Here is a 20855-nt window from a genome sequence, read left to right as displayed (position 1 = left end):
GCGGGTTTTTTTCGATGGGGAACCTTACGCCGCGGCGTCCGTTGAGCCCCACCAAAAGGGGAGATCACAATGGCCGACGACCCAAACGAAGCCGCAACACCGACGGAGACGCAGCGCGAAGCTCAGGAAGCCTTGGAGAAGCAAGTTGCGCAGCTGAAGCGCGAGATCAACAAGATCAATCGGACGCTCGCGGAGCGCGCTGAAGAGGTGGTCGAGGAAGCCACTGGTTGGTATGAGGGCGCGGCCGATAGCGTGTCTCGGACAACGCAAGCACTTCGCAATAGGGCGTCTACTGCTTCCGGTGTCGTTCAAGAAAATCCTGGCACGGTATCGTCAGCCTTCATGCTGGGCGCGGCTGTAGGCTTGCTGTTGGGCCTTATTCTTCTGGCTGGCGGCCAGCGCCGGGACCGCTGGATCTAATCACGCTCAAATGAGGGCCACAGCCCGCTGCCTCCGGTGGTGGCGGGCTTTTTTTGCTGGGGCGGTCAGTTCGTCGCGATTAACGTTCTCTGCGATTTCCAAAACTGAGTGTCGCTCGCGTCTTTAGTAGCCGCCACCGCCAGTACCGCCGGCACTGCCACTATTGCTCCCGCTCGATGTAGACGCGGTTGGCGGTGCGGGTGGAGCCGCGCCGCGTGGTGCTGTCATGCAGGCAGTCAAAAGTAATACCGAAAACAGGACGAAAAGGCGCATATCGATAACCTCCTTTGGTAGGGTGTTCTCTATCGACAACGTCTCAGGTCCACCATTATTCCGCGAAGTCTGATCGGAATGCCCGCTGCCTCAGGTGGCGGGCTTTTCAAATATGTGCCAGGCAGGAAATTCTTTCCAATCTCTACGGAAAACCCATTGCCATGGGTCCAGCAGCATTCGAGTTCCGAGAGGCCGGGCCGAAGAAGCCTTACTGAACGAGGTAATTTTTGACTATGGTCATCAAGCAGACCAGTGAAACAATTCCAGCGATCGCTGCTTGAGCGCGCCCAACCTGGATGATCATCTCCTCCGTCCAGCCGGCCTCTTTGAAACCCCTGAAATGGTCCTCGAATTTGGCCCGACCGTAGCGGGTAAAAAAGACCATGATGAGCAGGAATATCGTGCAAACCACGCTTGAGTCAGAAGGCTCGTCATGATTCCGGAGGACAAAGGTACACACCACGCCGGCCGAAAAGCAGGCTATCGAAAAGAAAAAACCGATATCCTGTGGCCATCTTCTGTTGGCGGGTCGGGTTGTCATCGGCGCGCTTGCGCTTCCTCACGGTCGCGGGCTTTTTTCACGGCGAGGCGGCCGGAATCGGCGGATGTTCCGATATAAACGAAGATTGGGCCACCATGTAGGCCGCACCTCCTGCGAAGCAAAGAATAGAGGCAAAGACCAAGATTAGGCCAACGGCCATCCACCGATTTGATACCTCTAGGTAAGCTCGCTCCATGCCTTGGTCTCTCTCGCTTTTGTCCACAAATCTCGAAGACAGAAAGGCGGTCGGCCAGGCGAGGGCTGCCAGGACCACGCCGACGGTCCAAGCCATGACTGACCAGACAACGGAACTCAGCAGGTCAAGCTTATAGAGCTCGGCCACTTGGCTTAGAACGGCGACCGACGCGCCGGCATTGATCAACATCGCTGCGCCGATAGCGCTCTTCGCATACTCCTGCGAAATCTCCCGGTAGTCGGCCATTCGAGTGCCCCTCCCATGTCGCGGCCATGTCGCGCGGACCTGCCGATAGTGGCAGGGAACCCTTGGAAAGCAACAAGGCGGATTCCGGCTCACGCCGAATCTGTTCGCTGAAATTCGCGGGGGTTTATTCGGTGGATATTCGATGAAATCGGGCCGAAGAGGCTTAAAGTGCTTGATTTGTCTGGTACGCCCAAGGGGAATCGAACCCCTGTTACCGCCGTGAAAGGGCGGTGTCCTGACCGCTAGACGATGGGCGCGCTCAGATGTGAGCGCTTATAGTTGCGTTGCACCAAACCGGCAACCCGTCTGCCGCCGCCTGCGACAACTTTTTTCAGTGGCCGCAAAACCACGCATTTTCGGCGATTTAGCCCGGTTCCACGCACCATCGCATGCCGTCCTCGGACGGACACTGCGGATGTTGCATAAACGAGAGGAAGAACCAGCTTACCGCCGGCGGCGGCAGCGCCAGTTCCAGTCGCGCTCGGGGCCGACGTCGATGTGAACGGATTCGGTATGGCAGTAGGTGCCGACGCCGCCGCGCCCGGGCATGTTGCGGACATAGCTAGCCAGTTGCGCTTTCGAGACGCCTGGAACCTGGATGTCGGCGGCGGCGCAATACATGTGCAGCGAATTCTTGGCGCCGTTGGCGCGGCGGTTGCGGGCCGGGTCGCGGTAGCCGGAGGTGACGATCATCTTCTTGCCGTAGTGCCCCTCGATCGTCTTCAGCACGCGGACCAGCGAAGGCTTCAGGCAGGCAACGTCGACATTCTCGGTTTGCTTCAAAAGGCCGTTGGGTGCCAGCCGGGCAAGGCCGGCAGCAGATGCCACTTGATAGGCGCCGCCTTCATCCTCGTTGAGATCGACGTCGCTCTCGTCGTCGAGGCCGGATTTGCGCTTGATCTCGAAGAGCGCGGTCTTGCGCACGCCGGGCAGCGCGTCGTCGGTGAAATGGCTGGTATCGCCGATCGAGGCCAGTTGCACCGGCTTTTCAGCCGATTTGGCCGAGGCCAAAGTGATGGTCGGCTTTGCCGCCTCCGTCTTGGCCTGAGTGGCCGCCGGTTGCTCGCCCGACCTGTTGTTGGCCTGCGGAGCAGGTGCCGCCGAGGCGGGTGTGGCGCTGAACAAAGAGGCGAGGAACCCCTTCTTCTTCGGCGCATAGGCCTGCGGTTGCGGCTCTCCGGCGGTCACATAGACCGGATTGCTCACCGCCGGCGCGGCGGCCTCGGCCTTGGACTTCGTGCCGGCATCGGCTGTTTGTGTCTTCTGCGCAGCAGCATCGGCCTGCTCAACCGTCTTCGCGGACTGTTCCTGTGGCTGCGGCGTCTGGCCCGCAGTCGCTTCGGCACCCGCAGGAGCCGTGACCGGGAAGCCGGCATCGGACTTGGCGCCCTCCTGGGTGCCCGGCTTCGCCATCGGCACATAAGCGACCTGCTCGGGAAGGCTTGCATCGCCCTCGGCGGTCATCGTCATCTGTGAAGTCGTGATCTGCGACGACGAATCGGCGGCGACCTGTTGGGTGCCGGGGGCGGTGCTGATGTCCGTAGCGGAGGCGTTGTACCCCGGCATGCCGACCGACAGAGACGGGTCGCCGGCTGAGGTGCAGGACGCCAGGAGCACGGAGAAAAGCGCGGCGGCAATGGCGCGGCGTTCTCCCTTCGCGAGGCGCGATCCTGCTGATTTCAAAACAAAATTCCCCCTCGATGTCCGGCCGGTACGGCATTGGCGCGGCGTCGCAACGTCTCGCCGAAATAATTCCTTGTCCCCGAACGGAAACGAGACCTGTGTCAAATCCGCAAGCCCCAGAGTATTTCGACGGCTAGAGAGGAATCGGGGCTAGTTAAGGGTTGACGACACCATTTCGTCCTCTTTTACCGGCGCGTCAACTCACCACACATTACAGAAGGTTACACACGCACCTTGACATAGGTGCCTGGCGCATCGCCCAGAGTTTTCATGCGCTTGCCGGGTTTGCGGGCCGGCACGCGGGTATTGTCCCTGGCCTCGATCCAGCGTTGCCAGTGCGGCCACCAGGAGCCGGGATGGTCGGTGGCGTTGGCGATCCACTGGTCGAAGTCGCCCGCCGGCTTGCCGCCGGTCCAGTAGTGGTACTTCTGCGCCGCCGGCGGATTGACGACGCCGGCGATGTGGCCGGAGCCGGCCATGACGTAGTCGACCTCTCCGCCGAAATATTTCGAGCCGAGGAAAACCGAAAGCGCCGGCGCGATGTGATCTTCCTTCGAGGCGAGGTTATAGACCGGGATGGTGACGTCCTTCAGCGATACAACGCGGCCCGCCAGCTCCATCATGCCTTGCGAAAGTCTGTTCTCGAGATAGCAATTGCGCAGGTAGAAGGAATGGTTGGCCGCGCCCATGCGGGTCGAATCGGCGTTCCAGTAGAGCAGGTCGAAGGGCAGCGGATCCTTGCCGCGCATGTAGTTGTTGACGACATAGGGCCAGATCAGGTCGCCCGAGCGCAGCATGTTGAAAGCCGTCGCCATCTTGGTGCCGTCGAGATAGCCCTTCTCGTTCATCGCCTTTTCGACGGCCGCGACCTGCTCCTCGTCGACGAACACTTTCAGGTCGCCGGCATAGGTGAAATCGACCTGGGTGGTGAAGAAGGTGGCCGATTTGATGCGGTGGTCGCCTTCCTGCGCCATCAGCGCCAGGGCCGCCGCCATAAGCGTGCCGCCGACGCAGTAGCCGACGGCGTTGACGTCCTTTTCACCGGTGGCCTTCTCGATCGTGTCCAGACCGTATTGCAGGCCCTCTCGGATATAGGCCTCCCAGCTCTTGGTGCCGTGCCGCTCGTCCGGATTGATCCAGGATATGACGAAAACGGTGTGGCCTTGCTCGACCGCCCAGCGGATGAAGGATTTTTGCGGGTTGAGATCGAGAATGTAGAATTTGTTGATCCATGGCGGGCAGATCAGCAGCGGCCGCTTGAGCACGGTCTCGGTCGCCGGATCGTATTGCAGGATCTCGGCGACGTCGCTGCGGCCCACCACCTTGCCGGGTGTCGTGGCCAGGTTCTTGCCGATCTCGAAGGGCGAATAATCGGCCTGCCTCAGTTTCAGGTCGCCCTTGCCGGCTGCAATGTCCTCGGCCAGCATCTTCATGCCGCGGACCAGGTTTTCGCCATTCGAGGCGATGGTCTCGCGAAACAGTTCCGGGTTGGTCAAGATGAAATTCGACGGCGAGATGGCGTTGGACACCTGCTTGACGTAGAAGCTGGCCTTGTGGCGGGTGTGCTCGTCCAGGCCATCGGCGTGCTCGACCAGCTCGGACGCCCAGCGCGAGGTGACGAGATAAGCCTGCTTGAGAAAATCGAAGAAAGCGTTGCGGCCCCATTCGGGGTCTTGGAAACGCTTGTCGCCGCGCTCGGGCTTGACCGCGTCGTCGGCATCTTCGCTGCCGGCGCTGATGCGCTGGATGGAGTTGGCCCAGACGGTCATATAGCCGGAGAACAGCCGCGTCTGCGCCTCCAGCGCGCGCTGCGGGTCGGAAAGCCAGTATTCGCTGAGCTTGGAGAAGGTTTTCACCATGTCGACGAACGGCTCGGCGACATGATCGCGCACGTCGCCTTTTTCCCGCGGCTCGGCCCATGCGGAAGCCGCCTTGCCGGCCTGCTCGATCATGCGCGCCATGTTCAAGGCGAAGCGTTCCGGGTCCTTCACCAGATATTGCTCGACGGTCGAAGGCTGGTCATCTTCCGCTTTGCCCGAATCGGGTGTTTTGGACATGGTTCGCGGGGTTCCTCCCGAAGCGTTTTCTTGACATATTATCATGGGACATCCGACAGGGTCCAATGCGCTCTACCTCGGCTGCCTAAGGAAACAATATGACGATTAATATTGGCGAAACCGGTTTTTCTGGCACTGGTCGTTTTTGCCGCATGGGCGCGGCGGTCGTTTTGCTGGCGATCGCCGGCTGTTCGAGCACCAACATCGAAGGCGCCACGCCGGTCTCGGCTACCGACGGGCCGAAGGATACCGGCACCTATCCGAACCTGAATATTCCGCCGAAGGTGGCGGCGGAGCAGTTCACCGACGCGGAAAAGAACGCCAAGCTCGCCCAGTTGAAGGCCGACGAGCAGACCCAAGGCTCGAAAGGCGGCGCTGTCAGGGTGACGAACCCGGCGACGCTAAACGCGCTGGCAAAGCAGCACGGCGCCGATGCACTGAAGCAGATCGAAGCCAAATGCGATCCCGCCCTCGACCCTACCTGCAAATAGGGTTATATCGCGCGACCGAAAACCACCTCTGGAATTGACCCACCTCTGGAATTGATATGGAAGAATTTCACAAGGTCCGCCGGCTTCCGCCCTATGTCTTCGAGCAGGTCAACCGGCTGAAGGCCAGTGCCCGCTCGCGCGGCGCCGACATCATCGACCTTGGCATGGGCAATCCGGACCTGCCGACGCCCAAGGCCATCGTCGACAAATTGTGCGAGGTCGTGCGCGATCCGCGCACGCATCGCTATTCGTCGTCGCGCGGCATTCCGGGCCTGCGCCGCGCCCAGGCCAGTTACTATGCCCGCCGTTTCGGTGTGAAGCTCGATCCGGACACGCAAGTGGTGGCGACGCTGGGCTCGAAGGAAGGTTTTGCCAACATGGCGCAGGCGATAACCGCGCCCGGCGACGTGATCCTGTGCCCCAACCCGACCTATCCGATCCACGCTTTCGGTTTCATCATGTCGGGCGGCGTCATCCGCTCGTTGCAAGTGGAGCCGGACGATGGCTTCATTCCGGCGCTGGAGCGCGGCATCCGCCATTCGATCCCGAAGCCGCTGGCGTTGATCCTCAATTACCCGTCGAACCCGACGGCGCAGGTCGCCTCGCTCGATTTCTACAAGGACGTGGTGGCCTTCGCCAAGAAGAACGACATCATCATCCTGTCGGACCTTGCCTATTCGGAAATCTATTTCGACGGCAATCCGCCGCCCTCGGTGCTGCAGGTGCCGGGTGCGATCGACGTGGCGGTCGAGTTCACCTCGATGTCGAAGACCTTTTCCATGCCGGGCTGGCGCATGGGTTTTGCCGTGGGCAACGAGCGGCTGATCTCGGCGCTGACCAGGGTCAAGTCCTACCTCGACTATGGCGCCTTCACGCCGATCCAGGTGGCGGCCGCGCACGCGCTCAACGGCGATGGCGCCGACATCGCCGAAGTGCGCGACATCTACCATAAGCGCCGCGACGTGATGGTCGACGCCTTCAGCCGCGCCGGCTGGACTGTTCCCGCGCCGGCGGCGTCGATGTTTGCCTGGGCGCCGATACCGGAGCCGTTCAAGCATCTTGGCTCGCTCGAGTTCTCCAAGCTTCTGATCGAGCACGCCGACGTGGCGGTGGCGCCGGGCGTCGGCTTCGGCGAGCACGGCGACGACCATGTGCGCATCGCGCTGGTCGAGAACGAGCACCGGATCCGGCAGGCGGCGCGCAACATCAAGCGTTTCCTGGCGTCCAGCGCCAAGCAGCCCAACAATGTGGTGCCGCTCGCCGCGCATCGTTGAGTTGCCCGATATCACATCGACCAAATCCTTGAGGGGCGTCGCCGGACATGGCTGAAGCGTTGCGTGTTGGAATTGCCGGTCTCGGCACCGTCGGCGCGTCGGTGGCGCGTGTGCTGCGCGACAAGGCGGCGGAACTGACGCGGCAATGCGGCCGCGAGGTCGTTGTGGCAGCCGTTTCGGCCCGTGATCGCAAACGCGACCGCGGCGTCGATCTTGGCGCGGCCAAGTGGTTCGACGATCCGGTAGGAATGGCGCAGACCGCCGACATCGATGTCCTCGTCGAGCTGATCGGCGGCGACGAGGGGCCGTCGCGCTCTTCCGTGAAAGCGGCGCTTGAAGCCGGCCGCCACGTCGTCACCGCCAATAAGGCGCTGCTCGCCAAGCATGGCGTGGCGCTGGCCGAGATCGCTGAGAAGAAGGGCGTGCTGCTCAATTACGAGGCGGCGGTGGCGGGCGGCATTCCGGTCATCAAGACGATGCGCGAGGCGATGGCCGGCAATTCGGTAACCCGTGTCTTCGGCATCCTCAACGGCACCTGCAACTATATCCTGACCCGCATGGAAGCCGAGGGCCTGTCGTTCGACGCCTGCCTGAAGGACGCGCAACGGCTGGGCTATGCCGAGGCCGACCCGACCTTCGACATCGAGGGCCACGACACCGCGCACAAGCTGTCGATCCTGACCAGCCTTGCCTTCGGCACGAGGATTGCCGCCAACGACATCTACATGGAAGGCATTTCCAACATCAGCCAGGCCGACATCCGAGCGGCCGGCGATCTCGGCTACCGGATAAAACTGCTCGGCGTCGCCCAGCGCACGGAAAGCGGTATCGAACAGCGCGTGCACCCGACCATGGTGCCGACAGCCTCGGTCATCGCGCAGGTGCACGGCGTCACCAATGCGGTGGCCATCGAAACCGACATCCTTGGCGAGCTTTTGCTCTCCGGTCCCGGTGCCGGCGGCAATGCCACCGCATCGGCAGTGGTCGGCGACATTGCCGACATCGCCAAGAGCCGGCCCGGTTTCCAGCACGGTCCGGTCTTCGGCCTGCCGGCGAAGGAATTGCGACCTTACAAGAAGGCGCAGATGCGCAGCCATGCCGGCGGCTATTTCATCCGGCTGACCGTGCATGACCGCATCGGCGTCTTTGCCGCCATCGCCAAGCGCATGGCCGACAACGACATTTCGCTGGAATCGATCGTGCAGCACGCCGCCGGGCCGGATACCGCTTTGCAGAAGACGGTCATCCTCGTCACCCACGAGACGACAGAAGCTGCGGTGCGCAAGGCCGTCGAAGGCATAACTAAGGACGACCATCTGACCGACAAGCCTCAAGTCATTCGCATCGAGCGGGCAGAGTAGAGATTTACGCTTTCCTTTCAATCGATTGATATCGTTGTGTTTTCAAAAAAGACCCGCTCAGGTCTTGCTGTTGTCATGGAGCTTTGACACAACCAGCGCGCCTCTGGCGGGAGGCAATGCACCAACGAGGATTGTCCACCGATGAACGTTGCCCAGAACATCGTCGCCGGCCTTGACCGGATACTCACCATGGAACTGGTGCGTGTCACCGAACGCGCCGCGGTTGCGGCGGCCAGGCTGCGCGGACGCGGCGACGAAAAGGCCGCCGACCAGGCCGCAGTCGACGCGATGCGCGAGGAGCTCAACCGTCTCGCCATCAACGGCACGGTGGTGATCGGCGAGGGCGAGCGCGACGAGGCCCCGATGCTCTACATCGGCGAAGAGGTCGGCTCCGGCAAAGGCCCGGCGGTCGATATCGCGCTGGATCCGCTCGAAGGCACGACGATCTGCGCCAAGAACCTGCCCAATGCGCTGGCCGTCATTGCCATTGCGGAAAAGGGCAGCCTCCTGTTCGCGCCCGACGTCTATATGGACAAGATCGCCGTTGGCCCGGGATATGCGGACGGTGTCATCGACATCGATGCCTCGCCGGCCGAAAACATCGCGAGCCTGGCCAGGGCCAAGGCCGTGGCGGTGTCGGAGATCACCGCCTGCATCCTCGACCGGCCGCGCCATGGCGCGCTGATCGAAGCGGTGCGCGCCACGGGCGCTGCGATCCGGCTGATCGGCGATGGTGACGTCGCCGGCGTCATCCATACCACCGATCCGGATGAAACCGGCATCGACATCTATCTCGGCACCGGCGGCGCGCCGGAGGGCGTTCTGGCAGCGGCAGCGTTGCGCTGCACCGGCGGCCAGATTCTGGGAAGGCTGATCCTCGACACGCCGCAAAAGGTGGAGCGCGCGGCCAAGATGGGCATTTCCGACCCGAAGCGGGTTTATCGCACACAAGACATGGCGCGCGGCGATGTGCTGTTCGCCGCAACCGGCGTGACCGACGGCAACATGCTGGCCGGCGTCAAGTTCGGCCGCAATTCCATCACCACGCATACGATCGTGCTGCGCTCGTCGTCACGAACCGTGCGCGAGATCAAAGCAAGGCACCAGGATCTGGAAAAGTTTTGATTCCCGACTCGGCTAGCCGTCGCATATTGTGAGAAATGACAATCCGCAGACGGCGCGTCGCATGACGGGCGAAAACCGTATCTTCCTCGATGTAAGGCAGTCGGCCACTGGTGTTTCCTGGGAACACCGGCTGACCGAGCGGCAGGACATGACCGCGCTTGCCATAGCGCAAGGCTATGGCGTGCCGGACATCGTCGCGCGCGTCCTTGCCGGACGCGGCGTGACCGCCGAGCAGACCGAGCGGTTCCTTGATCCGACCATCCGCGACCTTTTGCCGAACCCGGCGTCGCTGACCGACATGGACAAGGCCGCTGCCCGCATCGCCGCGGCAATCGTTGCCGGGGAAAAGGTGGCGATCTTCGGCGATTACGATGTCGATGGCGCGGCCTCATCGGCGCTGCTCAAGCGGTTTCTCGCGCATTTCTCCGTGCCATCGGAGATCTACATCCCGGACCGCATCTTCGAGGGGTACGGCCCCAATCCGGAAGCCATGCGCGAGCTCGTCTCGCGCGGCGCGACGCTGATCGTCACCGTCGATTGCGGCACCAATAGCGCCGTTTCCATCGACGCGGCGAAGGCTGCCGGCGCCGATGTCGTAGTGCTCGACCATCACCAGCTAGGCGGCCCGTTGCCGGCGGCGGTAGCGGTTGTCAATCCCAATCGCGAGGACGACCTTTCGGGGCAGGGCCATCTTTGTGCCGCCGGCGTCGTCTTCCTGGCTCTGGTGCAGACGGCGAAGATCCTGCGCGACCGGCTGCCGGATGCCGCACCGCCGGATCTGCTTGGCTTGCTCGACCTCGTGGCGCTGGCGACCGTTTGCGACGTGGTGCCGCTGACCGGCGTCAACCGCGCTTTCGTGGTCAAAGGGCTGCAGATGGCGCGCCAGCAGAGGAACGAAGGACTGGCGGCGCTGGCGCGGATCTCGCGCATCGGCGAGCCGGTCAGCACCTTCCATCTGGCCTATCTGATCGGCCCGCGCATCAATGCCGGCGGGCGCATCGGCGATGCAGCGCTCGGCAGCCGCCTGCTCGCCACCGACGATCCCGTCGAGGCCCGCACCATTGCGGAGACGCTGGACCGGCTCAATCAGGAACGGCAGCAGATGGAGCTGGAAATGCTGGCCGCGGCACGCGTGGAGGCCGATGCCGAGCTTGCCGGCGGCAATGGGCCGGCCATCGTCGTCACCGCCAGCTCCAATTGGCATCCGGGCATCGTCGGCCTGCTGGCCTCGCGGCTCAAGGACCATGCGCGCCGGCCCGCCTTCGCCATCGCCTTCAACGCCAACGGCGTCGGCACGGGTTCAGGCCGTTCGGTGTCGGGTTTCGACCTTGGCCGGTTGGTGCGCGAGGCGGCCATTGCCGGGCTGATCGTCAAAGGCGGCGGCCATGGCATGGCAGCCGGCATCACGGTGGAGCGGGCGAAACTTGGCGCGCTCCGGGCCTTCTTCGAGGAACGAGCGGCGGCCGACGTGTTCCGGCTGCAAGGTGAGGAAAGCCTGGCGATCGACGGTGCGCTGGCCGCCGAGGGTGCAACGCTCGGCCTGCTCGATGCATTGGAGAAAGCCGGCCCGTTCGGCGCCGGGCATGTCGCGCCGATCTTCGCGCTGCCGCGCCATCGCCTTGCCGATGCAAGGCCGGTCGGCACCAATCACATCCGCGCCGAGTTGCAGTCGGAAAGCGGCGGCCGCATCCAGGCGATCGCCTTTCGCGCCGTCGATACGGCGCTCGGCGAATTCTTGTTCAAGAACAGGGGCAAGCCAGTGCATGTCGCCGGTTCGCTGTCGGGCAATCACTGGAACGGCAACCGCACGGTGCAGTTCCGCATCGTCGATGCCGCACGCGCCTGAGCGTTGTGAGCCGACTTAGGTCCTTAGCGCAGAAGTTTTGACAGGCCGGACGTGCTTGTATTGGCGATCGCATGCCTTGGAGATTAGCCGAAACGCCCATCGCTTCGTCATCCTGGGGCGGAGCAAGGAGCGAAGCGACGCGGCGCAGACCCCAGGATCCATGCCATGACATTGGAACGCCGCCACTGCGCAGAATTCTGCTCCGCTGTACTCTTTGACTAGCGTTACGGCATGGATCCCAGGGTCTCCGCGACGGAGCTTCGCTCCTGCTTCGCCCTGGGATGACGAAGTTGGGAAGGCTTCGGCCAATCTCCAATGTCGGCGATAGTCGACCCAGACGAACGGCGAAAATCCTGCCTGCCAACAGCCTGCAACCTGCCAAACACCTATGCCGACGAGCTAGGCCAGAACCGTCTGCAGCCGGGTCAACTCGCTGATCTGTGCCATCGTAACCTGATAGCCGATGCGGATCGCCTCGTCGGCGCGGTGGAATTCGGTCAGGCCGATATGGCTGAGCTTAGGCTGCAGCGACATATCGGGCGGGTCGCCGGCAAGTCGTGCACGCGAAATGCGGTCCTGGATGATGTTGAAGGCCTCGACCATGACGCCGGTGATGCCGAGCCGTGTTTGGTACTGGTGCGCTGCGTCAAACAGGCCGGGCCTTGGCGCATCCTTTTCGACGACCAGTTCGCCGGCGCTATGCTTGATGACGGCGGCGCGGCCGAACAGATCGTAGTGAAGGTTCACCGCGACCACGAGCGGCTGCTCGTAGGCGCGGCAGACCGAGACCGGAACCGGATTGACCAGCGCGCCGTCGACCAGCACGCGGCCGTTGCAAGTGACCGGTTCGAACACACCGGGCAGTGCATAGGAGGCGCGCATGGCGGTGATCAGCGAGCCGCCCGACAGCCAGATTTCATGGCCGGTGCGGATCTCCGAGGTGACGCAGACGAAAGGCTTGGGCAGATCCTCGAACCGGATGCCGGCCATATGCTCGCGCAGCCGTGCGTCGAGCTTCATGCCGCCGAACAGGCCGCTGCCGCGCAGATTGAGATCGAGAAGACCAAAAATGCGCCGCTTGGTCAGGCTTCTGGCGAATTCTTCCAGCTCATCCAGCTTGCCGGCAAGATAGCAGCCGCCGACCAGCGCGCCGATCGAGGTGCCGGCGATCATCGACACTTCGATGCCGGCTTCGTCAAGCGCGCGCAGCACGCCGATATGAGCCCAGCCGCGCGCGCAGCCGCCGCCCAATGCCAGCGAAATGCCTGTTTTCTTGGCGGGGTTCGTTTCGGATGCGCCGGCGGACGATGACAGGCCATTGGCCTCTCGAACGTCCAGTCGGTTGCGCGATGACGCCCATTCGAGCATCACAATCTCCCTTGTCCGACTGCCAACATAGAGGCTGGCAGTATCGAAATCATGAATATACGTGGTTGCAATTCGGCGAATGGTTCATTTGGATGGTTCACGGGGCTTTCGATACATTTCTTCCGCGTCGAACAGCGGCTTGCTGCCGTCGCTGGCAAGCGTCCCCTTGCCGTCGATCAGTCCCACCGTCCGATAGAAGCAAGAACGCCGGCCGGTGTGGCAGGTTGCGTCGTGGCCCATCACTTTGACGCGCAACCATATGGCATCCTGGTCACAATCCGTGAGCATCTCGACGACGGTCTGGACGTTCCCGGACGTTTCGCCCTTCTTCCACAGAGCGCTGCGCGCGCGCGACCAGTAATGAGCGATGCCGGTTTCCAGCGTCAGCGCCAGCGCTTCGGTGTTCATATGCGCGACCATCAGCAGCATTCCGTCTTCGGCATCCGTAACGACGACGGTGACGAGGCCGCTGGCATCGAAGCGCGGCGAAAAGACCGTGCTTTCTTCCAGTGCCTTCTTGTCTGATGGAGCTTTCGGAAATTCCACTGCCGACATCGCCGGTCCTTGTTCAGAGCCTCGCCCATTCCGATAGGATCGGAATGGGCGAGGCTCTGTCTTGTTGTTTGGCCATGATCCTGTCCGAGAACCGGTTCCCACTTTTCGGTATCATGGCTAGCGACCGCGGGGGTCTTCAGCCCCTGCCGCCACGCACCATGGTGACGAAACGGACCTGTTCCTCGGGCGTGTCCTTGAAGACACCGGTGAAGGTCGAGGTCAGCGTAGTGGAGCCCTCCTTGCGGATGCCGCGCATGGCCATGCACATATGCTCGGCTTCGAGCATGACGGCGACGCCGCGCGGATTGAGCACATCCTGGATGACGCCGGCGATCTGTGCGGTCATGGCTTCCTGGGTCTGCAGGCGCTGGGCGAAGATATCGACGACGCGCGCGATCTTGGACAGGCCGACAACCTTGCCGTCCGGCAAATAGCCGACATGCGCCTTGCCGATGATCGGCACCATGTGGTGCTCGCAATGCGAATGGAACGTTATATCCTTGACGAGGACAAGGTCGTCATAGCCGGCGACTTCCTCGAAGGTGCGGCCGAGTTCCTCGGCCGGGCACTTGTCGTAGCCGCCGAACATTTCGCGATAGGCCTTCACCACACGCTTTGGCGTGTCGACGAGGCCCTCCCGGTCCGGATTGTCGCCGGCCCAGCGCAACAGCGTGCGAACCGCGGCCTCGGCTTCGGCTTCGCTCGGCCGGTCGGTGACCGGCTTTTCCAGATAGGCGGAGGGGGGCATGAATTTCTTGATGACGGCATCCATAAAGGCGTCTCCCGTAGTTCCTCTCTCAGGAGGAACGAGTTGAACGGACCACGACCTTTCGGGTGTTAGAAACGTGCCCTGTTTCCAGCCCGTAAGCGGCGTGAACTTGATTTGAGCACGGACGAGGTTGTTGGTTGCCTTGTCCATACCCGACTACCAGCATTATATATGATCGTGCCGAGCGAAAGGAAGACCGTCAGCGGCAATCGCTGTTCGCTCGGCGGCGACGGATTGGAAAAATATGATCGACGATGTCTACAATGCGAAAATTCTGGGATTTGCCGGGAATATCGCGCGGATCGGCCGGCTCGACCATCCCGACGCAACCGCGCGCGCGCATTCCAAGCTGTGCGGCTCGACCGTGACCGTCGATCTGAAGATGGATGACGGCGTCGTCACCGATTTCGCCCATGACGTTAAAGCCTGCGCGCTTGGCCAGGCGTCGTCCTCGATCATGGCGCAGCATGTCGTCGGCGCCAGCGCGGATGAATTGCGCAGCGTTCGCGAGACGATGCTGAAGATGCTGAAGGAAAACGGCGCGCCGCCGGAAGGCCGCTTCGCCGACCTGAGATATCTCGAACCGGTGCGCGACTATAAGGCCCGCCATGCCTCGACCATGCTTACCTTCGATGCCGTGGTCGACGCGATCGGCCAGATCGAGAAGAAGCGCGCCGAACAGGCAGCCTAAATACCCTCCAGAGAACGCCTGCTTTCGGCAAATTCGACCCGGACCCATTCGGCGAACGCCGCAGCCGGTTCGGATAGGTTGCGTAGGCTCCTGGCAACCAGCCAATAGGCGCCGCAAACTATGTCGGTGCCGAACGGCTTGATCAACGCACCGGTCGCCAGTTCCTCCTTGGCCAGCAGAAGGTCAGCCAGCGCAACGCCGTGCCCCAGCACGGCGGCCTGCTTCGACAGCGACGCGTCCGCCAGCAACGGGCCACGCTCCGGCATCTCATCCGCGGCTACGCCTGCTGCCTCGAACCAGCGAGCCCAGCTCTGCCGATTTTCTTCATGCAGCAAGGTGTAGCGCCGCAGGTCGGCCGGGCTTTCCAGTGCCGGACCGGCCGCGGAAAGAGCCGGCGACAGCACAGGCGAATAGATGACCGAAGCAAGGCATTCCGCCTCGCTGCGCGGCCATGACGTGCTGTGGGCGCTGAAGCGCAGAGCGAGTTCGGCCTGATCGCTGCGGAACTCGATCAGGCGCGGGTCGACGTCGAGGGAAATGTCGATATCCGGCCGCAGCTCGCGAAATCGATTGAGCCGCGGCACAAGCCAGGATGCGGCAAGCGAAGGCTCGACGCTGACGCAGACCACGGATTGGGCCGGCGTCGCCATCATTTCCGAAAGCAGCCCATCGATTGCGTCGAAACTTCTGACGAGTTGATCGAGCAAGCGCCGGCCGGTGTCGGTAAGTTCGACGCGGCGATGGTGGCGCACGAACAAGGGCTGGCGCAGGAACAGCTCGAGTTCGCGGATCTGACGGCTGATCGCCGCTTGGGAGACAAAGAGCTCGTCGGCCGCCCGGCTGAAGCTCAGCTGCCTGCCGGCGGCTTCGAAACTCCTCAATGCTGTCAGGGGAAGGCGCCCGCGCTTCATTTGCATAATCTCAAGTTATCCGAGGTGGAAACTATACTCGTTTGAGGATGAAGGCCAGCAGGGGTCAAACTGACACTCAAAGGAGATGCGGCCATGATCCAGTTTCTGAGCATTTTTGGCGATGTCATCCGGGTCGCGACATTTCAAGCGCGTGGCGCGAGGCCGCCATATGCCGGACGCTGCGAAGAGAGCGCGGCTGCTCGCTGCATATCTTGGCCGATCGGTATCCCGCCCGCCGTCCAAGCGCCTGAGGCGGACAACAGGGCGGTGATCAGAAGGGGATTGCGTTCTCTGGTCGAAGTCCACATCTATCGTGCAAGGAAACGCGATGCGGAGAATGCGGTGCGCGACCAACATGGGCATGCGCATGTCGCCAGGTCGCTCCAGCGCGGGCGCAACTGGCCCGGCCCGTGGCGCAAGACGCCCGGCCGCCTGCTGGGCACATCGCTCGTGCGCTTTTACCAACTGACGCTGTCCGGTTTTGTCGGCAATTCGTGCCGGCACCTGCCAACCTGCTCCGAATACGCGCATGAAGCGATCGCCCGCCACGGCCTGTGGGCGGGTGGCTGGATGGGGCTTTTCAGGGTGCTGCGCTGCGGACCGTTCGGCACGCATGGTATCGACCGGGTGCCGGAAGTGCTGGAAGACCGTTATGTCTGGTTCACGCCCTGGCGGTATTGGCGGATCGGAAAAAAGCGTGACCCGGAAGACTGATGGCGGTAGGGGCGTGGGCAATCGGGCAGATCTTTACGATTTGCTAAGCTTGACCGCATCTTGCGCATTTAAGACAAAATCGAGACAAGACGCCTCGCTAAGCCGCTCCTGACCTGCCTCAGGAGAGATTGCCAAATGCGCCAGATAGACCGCCGTCCATTCGTCTTCGCCTTGGTTCTCTATCTTCTGGCCTGGTTTTTGGGCTTTCCGATCCGCGCTCAATCCGAGCCGCAGAACGACGTTGAATGCACGCTGATCCTGGATGCTGCAAGCGGCGAAACGCTGTATCGGCAAGGGGTTTGCGACCAGCGCTTCAGTCCCGCCTCGACTTTCAAGGTCCCATTGTCGCTGATCGGCTATGATGCGGGAATCCTAATCGACGAGCACACGCCGGCATGGGACTACAGGCCGGAGTTCAATGCGGTGAAGCGGGACCAGAAAACCGTCGACCCGACGATCTGGGAGAAGGACTCGGTGCTGTGGTTTTCGCGGGAAATCACCCGCCGGCTCGGCAGCGAGCGCTTTGCCGGCTACGTGTCGAAATTCGACTACGGCAACACGGATGTTTCTGGCAATGCCGGTAAAAATGATAGCCTCACCCGGTCCTGGGTGAATTCTTCCCTCAAGATATCGCCGGTCGAACAGGTGAATTTCCTGCGCCGGCTGCTTGACCGCAAGCTGCCGGTTTCGGACAAGGCCTACGCGATGACCAAGGCGATCTTGCCGACCTTCCAGGCAGGTGGCTGGACGGTTCAGGGCAAGACCGGGACCACTAGGCTTCGCAACGACGCCGACAAGATCGTGGACAATCGCTCGCTTGGCTGGTTTGTCGGCTGGGCGCAAAAGGATGGCCGCAAGATCGTCTTTGCCCGCCTGGCGGTCGATGCGAAACGATCGGACACGCCCAAGGGCCTCAAGACGCGGGCGATGTTCCTGAAAGACCTGCCGAATCTCATCAAACAAGAGTAAGTGATCGGCCATTCGCCTTTACGGCACGGGAATCTGCCCATAAAAGACTGCCGCCGGACGCATCCGGCTTTTACTTTATGCATGTGGTCGCCCCAAAACCGCTACGCACTTTTGGGCGACATGCATTTCACCACCCGCGCTCGTTTGCGGGACTGGATAGGAGAACTCTATGCTGAATTCCGTTTCCCTGACATTTCCCGATGGCTCCGTCCGCGACTATGAAGCGGCGATGACCGGCGCCGGCCTGGCGGAATCGATCTCGAAGTCGCTGGCCAAGAAGGCCGTGGCCTACTCGATCGATGGCGTCGTGCGCGATCTTTCCGATCCGCTCGGCAAGTCCGGCAAGATCGAGATCATCACCCGCGAAGACCCGCGCGCGCTGGAGCTTATCCGCCACGACGCAGCACACGTGCTGGCCGAGGCCGTGCAGGAATTGTGGCCGGGCACGCAGGTGACCATCGGTCCGGTGATCGAGAACGGGTTCTACTACGACTTTGCCCGCAACGAGCCGTTCACGCCCGACGATTTCCCGGTGATCGAGAAGAAGATGCGCGAGATCATCGCGCGCAACAAGCCGTTCACCAAAGAGGTGTGGTCGCGCGAGAAGGCGAAAAAAATCTTTGCCGACAAGGGCGAGCGCTACAAGCTCGAGCTGATCGACGCCATCCCCGACGATCAGGATCTCAAGATCTATGCGCAGGGCGACTGGTTCGATCTGTGTCGCGGCCCGCATATGGCCTCGACCGGCCAGATCGGCAACGCCTTCAAGCTGATGAAGGTGGCCGGCGCGTACTGGCGCGGCGATAGCAACAACCCGATGCTGACGCGCATCTACGGCACGGCCTGGGCCGATCAGGCGCAGCTCGACGCCTATCAGACCATGCTGGAGGAAGCCGAAAAGCGCGATCACCGGAAGCTCGGCCGCGAGATGGACCTGTTCCATTTCCAGGAAGAGGGGCCGGGCGTCGTCTTCTGGCACGCCAAGGGCTGGAGGATGTTCCAGAACCTGGTCAACTACATGCGCCGCCGCCTCGACGAGCAGGGCTATCAGGAGGTCAACGCGCCGCAGGTTCTCGACAAGAGCCTGTGGGAGACGTCGGGCCACTGGGGCTGGTACCGGGACAATATGTTCAAGGTGACGGTTGCCGGCGACGACACCGACGACGACCGGGTGTTTGCGCTGAAGCCGATGAACTGCCCCGGCCACGTCCAAATCTTCAAGCACGGGCTGAAGTCCTACCGCGATCTGCCGGTAAAGCTTGCGGAATTCGGCAATGTGCATCGCTATGAGCCGTCCGGGGCGCTGCACGGGCTGATGCGCGTGCGCGGCTTTACCCAGGACGATGCCCACATCTTCTGCACCGAGGAACAGCTCGCCGACGAGTGCATCAAGATCAACGACCTGATCCTGTCGACCTATGCCGATTTCGGCTTCGACGAAATCACCGTCAAGCTGGCGACCCGCCCCGAAAAACGGGTCGGCACCGACGCGATGTGGGATCATGCCGAGGGCGTGCTGCAGGACGTGCTCGACAAGATCGCGGCGCGGTCGGGCAACCGGATCAAGACGGGCGTCAATCCGGGCGAGGGCACGTTCTACGGGCCGAAGTTCGAATATGTGCTGAAGGACGCCATCGGCCGCGACTGGCAATGCGGCACCACGCAGGTTGATTTCAACCTGCCGGAACGGTTCGGCGCCTTTTACATCGGGTCCGATTCGGAAAAGAAGCAGCCGGTGATGGTGCATCGCGCCATCTGCGGCTCGATGGAGCGCTTCCTCGGCATCCTGATCGAGAATTATTCGGGTCATTTCCCGCTGTGGTTCGCGCCGCTGCAGGTGGTGGTGGCGACGATCACCTCAGATGCCGACGATTACGCGCAAAAGGTCGTCGCGCAGCTGAAGGCGGCCGGACTGTTGGCGGAAGCCGATCTTCGCAACGAAAAGATCAACTACAAGGTCCGCGAGCACAGCCTGGCCAAGGTTCCGGTTATCCTCGTCTGCGGCAAGCGCGAGGCGGAGGAGGAGACGGTCAACATCCGCCGGCTCGGCTCGCGCGACCAGGAATCGCTTGGCCTTGGGCAGGCGGTGGCAATGCTTGCCGAAGAGGCGGTGACGCCCGACCGCAAGCGCAAACGGGCGGCCTAGACCTGGCTCTAATGGCGCATCCCTGTCGGTAGTGAGCTGGCGAAGCTCACGCCGACAGGGTTGACGTAGCAGACGCTTCGTATTTGGCATTTCGAGAAGGCGAGAATTCCGTCGCCGTTGATGGCTACTTTCTTTGATCTGAGCGCTGACCGAGGCAATCGGCACTTGATATGCAAAGAGATGTGCACATATTGTGCAGACAAGTGTCATCACAAGCGCCGGAGAAGACCGATGACAATCGCTCAGAATACGCAGGCCGCCATGGTGTCGGGCTTCGTGGAGAGCCTTCAGGAACCTCGCACACCTTACATTTCACCAAAACGCTTTTCAAAAGCGCTTGGTGTCCAGGTGACGAACCTGGCCGATCTGACGGGTGTTCACCGAAACACGCTTCGCAATCCGGCCTCTGAGCGACTGCAAAGCCGGATGCGCGAAATGATCAAGGCGATCACGGCCGCGGCGACGCTCACCGGAGATATTAGCAAAGCAATTTACTGGTATCGAAACGAGCCGATCGCCGAATACGATCACAAGACCGCAGCCGAATTGGTGGCCGAAGGGCATTTTGAAGCAGTGTTGAGCTATCTCCGCGACTTGGAAAACGGCGCGCGCGGATGAATCTCGTCCGCATTGCGCCGGACGAGGTCTTCCATCGCTACCTGACGCCGAGATGGGCATATGTTCCGGTAAGCGGCGCCGGTGCGGCGATTGACGGAGGTCGGTTCAATCGACCCGGGATCGAAGCGCTTTATCTCTCGCGCGCGCCGCAGACGGCTCTCGATGAATATCGCCAGGGAGCTTCAATTACTCCGCCAGCGACACTAGCGGCCTACAAGGTCACGTTGGATCAGGTTGTAGATTTGTCGACGGGGTATGATCCCCTCATCTGGGGTCCCGAATGGGCGGAATGGGATTGTAAATGGCGTCTTATCGCGCGTATCGACAAGAAGACGCCGCCATCGTGGAAACTCTCCGACATACTGATCACGGCCGGTTGCCGCGGCCTGCTTTTTCCTTCGCTTCAGCATGCGGGAGGCACCAATCTCGTCATATTCAGCGCCAATCTGACGGCCGACGACAAGGTAGATGTGCATGATCCAGATGGTCGGTTGCCGCGCGATCAGTCGTCGTGGCAATGATGGCTTCATGGCGGTTGGGCGAACCCCCGCCATTTTCACATGCCCGCCATTTCACATGCTTGTCACGCCAGCCTTGTAAC

The 20855-nt window shown here is 61.9% G+C and carries 20 protein-coding genes and 1 tRNA gene; 12 read left to right on the top strand and 9 right to left on the bottom strand.

Annotation, left to right across the window (positions count from 1 at the left end):
• The first annotated feature begins 69 nt into the window (after window positions 1–69).
• Entirely contained in the window at window positions 70–420 is a 351-nt protein-coding gene (locus EN885_RS20375; protein WP_128242722.1) for a hypothetical protein, read from the top strand.
• A 481-nt stretch (window positions 421–901) separates the two neighbouring features.
• On the opposite strand, the gene EN885_RS33655 is transcribed toward EN885_RS20375, so the two are convergent.
• The 5 genes from EN885_RS33655 to phaC form a co-directional block, all read right to left on the bottom strand.
• On the bottom strand, window positions 902–1234 hold the full coding sequence (locus EN885_RS33655) for a hypothetical protein (protein WP_158302557.1): 333 nt from the start codon (window positions 1232–1234) through the stop codon (window positions 902–904).
• 37 nt (window positions 1235–1271) lie between these two features.
• Window positions 1272–1676, bottom strand: a complete 405-nt coding sequence (locus EN885_RS20370) for a hypothetical protein (RefSeq protein ID WP_127294847.1) — start codon at window positions 1674–1676, stop codon at window positions 1272–1274.
• A gap of 182 nt (window positions 1677–1858) precedes the next feature.
• A tRNA-Glu gene (locus EN885_RS20365) sits at window positions 1859–1933 on the bottom strand.
• Between the two features lie 187 nt (window positions 1934–2120).
• A complete protein-coding gene (locus EN885_RS20360) occupies window positions 2121–3242 on the bottom strand; it encodes a YcbK family protein (protein ID WP_245493118.1) in 1122 nt (373 codons plus the stop codon).
• 338 nt (window positions 3243–3580) lie between these two features.
• Window positions 3581–5416: a class I poly(R)-hydroxyalkanoic acid synthase gene (phaC, locus tag EN885_RS20355; RefSeq protein WP_128242724.1), complete on the bottom strand. Its 1836-nt coding sequence runs from the start codon at window positions 5414–5416 to the stop codon at window positions 3581–3583.
• Window positions 5417–5514: 98 nt separating this feature from the next.
• On the opposite strand from phaC, the gene EN885_RS20350 reads away from it, so the two are divergent.
• From EN885_RS20350 to recJ, 5 genes are all read left to right on the top strand, one after another.
• A complete protein-coding gene (locus tag EN885_RS20350) occupies window positions 5515–5907 on the top strand; it encodes a hypothetical protein (protein ID WP_126106355.1) in 393 nt (130 codons plus the stop codon).
• A gap of 56 nt (window positions 5908–5963) precedes the next feature.
• A complete protein-coding gene (locus EN885_RS20345; protein WP_095485414.1) occupies window positions 5964–7181 on the top strand; it encodes an LL-diaminopimelate aminotransferase in 1218 nt (405 codons plus the stop codon).
• Window positions 7182–7228: 47 nt separating this feature from the next.
• Window positions 7229–8542: a homoserine dehydrogenase gene (locus tag EN885_RS20340; RefSeq protein ID WP_126106356.1), complete on the top strand. Its 1314-nt coding sequence runs from the start codon at window positions 7229–7231 to the stop codon at window positions 8540–8542.
• A gap of 141 nt (window positions 8543–8683) precedes the next feature.
• Window positions 8684–9667: a class II fructose-bisphosphatase gene (gene glpX, locus EN885_RS20335; protein WP_126106357.1), complete on the top strand. Its 984-nt coding sequence runs from the start codon at window positions 8684–8686 to the stop codon at window positions 9665–9667.
• A gap of 61 nt (window positions 9668–9728) precedes the next feature.
• Window positions 9729–11513: a single-stranded-DNA-specific exonuclease RecJ gene (recJ, locus tag EN885_RS20330; protein ID WP_128242725.1), complete on the top strand. Its 1785-nt coding sequence runs from the start codon at window positions 9729–9731 to the stop codon at window positions 11511–11513.
• A 399-nt stretch (window positions 11514–11912) separates the two neighbouring features.
• Here the strand turns inward: recJ and EN885_RS20325 are convergent, their stop codons facing one another.
• From EN885_RS20325 to folE, 3 genes are all read right to left on the bottom strand, one after another.
• Window positions 11913–12881, bottom strand: a complete 969-nt coding sequence (locus EN885_RS20325; protein ID WP_127294836.1) for a patatin family protein — start codon at window positions 12879–12881, stop codon at window positions 11913–11915.
• Between the two features lie 84 nt (window positions 12882–12965).
• A complete protein-coding gene (gene hisI, locus EN885_RS20320) occupies window positions 12966–13436 on the bottom strand; it encodes a phosphoribosyl-AMP cyclohydrolase (RefSeq protein WP_127206601.1) in 471 nt (156 codons plus the stop codon).
• 136 nt (window positions 13437–13572) lie between these two features.
• A complete protein-coding gene (folE, locus tag EN885_RS20315) occupies window positions 13573–14208 on the bottom strand; it encodes a GTP cyclohydrolase I FolE (protein ID WP_126041635.1) in 636 nt (211 codons plus the stop codon).
• Between the two features lie 241 nt (window positions 14209–14449).
• Here folE and EN885_RS20310 point away from each other — a divergent pair, with 241 nt between their 5' ends.
• Window positions 14450–14896: an iron-sulfur cluster assembly scaffold protein gene (locus tag EN885_RS20310; RefSeq protein WP_126106359.1), complete on the top strand. Its 447-nt coding sequence runs from the start codon at window positions 14450–14452 to the stop codon at window positions 14894–14896.
• Here EN885_RS20310 and EN885_RS20305 read toward each other — a convergent pair.
• Entirely contained in the window at window positions 14893–15807 is a 915-nt protein-coding gene (locus EN885_RS20305) for a LysR substrate-binding domain-containing protein (RefSeq protein WP_128242726.1), read from the bottom strand. The two genes, EN885_RS20310 and EN885_RS20305, sit on opposite strands and share 4 nt — an antisense overlap.
• 342 nt (window positions 15808–16149) lie before the next feature.
• Between EN885_RS20305 and yidD the strand changes: the two genes are divergently transcribed.
• The 5 genes from yidD (at window position 16150) to EN885_RS20280 (ending at window position 20775) form a co-directional block, all read left to right on the top strand.
• Window positions 16150–16521 carry a membrane protein insertion efficiency factor YidD gene (gene yidD, locus EN885_RS20300; RefSeq protein WP_126106361.1) on the top strand — a complete coding sequence of 124 codons (372 nt, stop codon included), beginning with the start codon at window positions 16150–16152 and terminating at the stop codon, window positions 16519–16521.
• Window positions 16522–16656: 135 nt separating this feature from the next.
• Window positions 16657–17490 (top strand): class D beta-lactamase, encoded by an 834-nt coding sequence (blaOXA, locus tag EN885_RS20295; RefSeq protein ID WP_128242727.1) that lies wholly within the window; start codon window positions 16657–16659, stop codon window positions 17488–17490.
• Between the two features lie 169 nt (window positions 17491–17659).
• On the top strand, window positions 17660–19636 hold the full coding sequence (gene thrS / locus EN885_RS20290; protein WP_128242728.1) for a threonine--tRNA ligase: 1977 nt from the start codon (window positions 17660–17662) through the stop codon (window positions 19634–19636).
• Window positions 19637–19867: 231 nt separating this feature from the next.
• Window positions 19868–20254 carry a hypothetical protein gene (locus EN885_RS20285; RefSeq protein WP_095485403.1) on the top strand — a complete coding sequence of 129 codons (387 nt, stop codon included), beginning with the start codon at window positions 19868–19870 and terminating at the stop codon, window positions 20252–20254.
• Window positions 20251–20775 (top strand): RES domain-containing protein, encoded by a 525-nt coding sequence (locus EN885_RS20280; protein ID WP_128242729.1) that lies wholly within the window; start codon window positions 20251–20253, stop codon window positions 20773–20775. Before EN885_RS20285 ends, EN885_RS20280 begins: the two co-directional genes overlap by 4 nt.
• Window positions 20776–20855: the final 80 nt, after the last annotated feature.

It is taken from the genome of Mesorhizobium sp. M6A.T.Cr.TU.014.01.1.1, from assembly GCF_004022765.1.
Lineage (GTDB): Bacteria > Pseudomonadota > Alphaproteobacteria > Rhizobiales > Rhizobiaceae > Mesorhizobium > Mesorhizobium mediterraneum.
The sequence above is the reverse complement of the archived record's forward strand: the minus strand, read 5'-3'. Positions and strand labels throughout refer to the sequence as shown.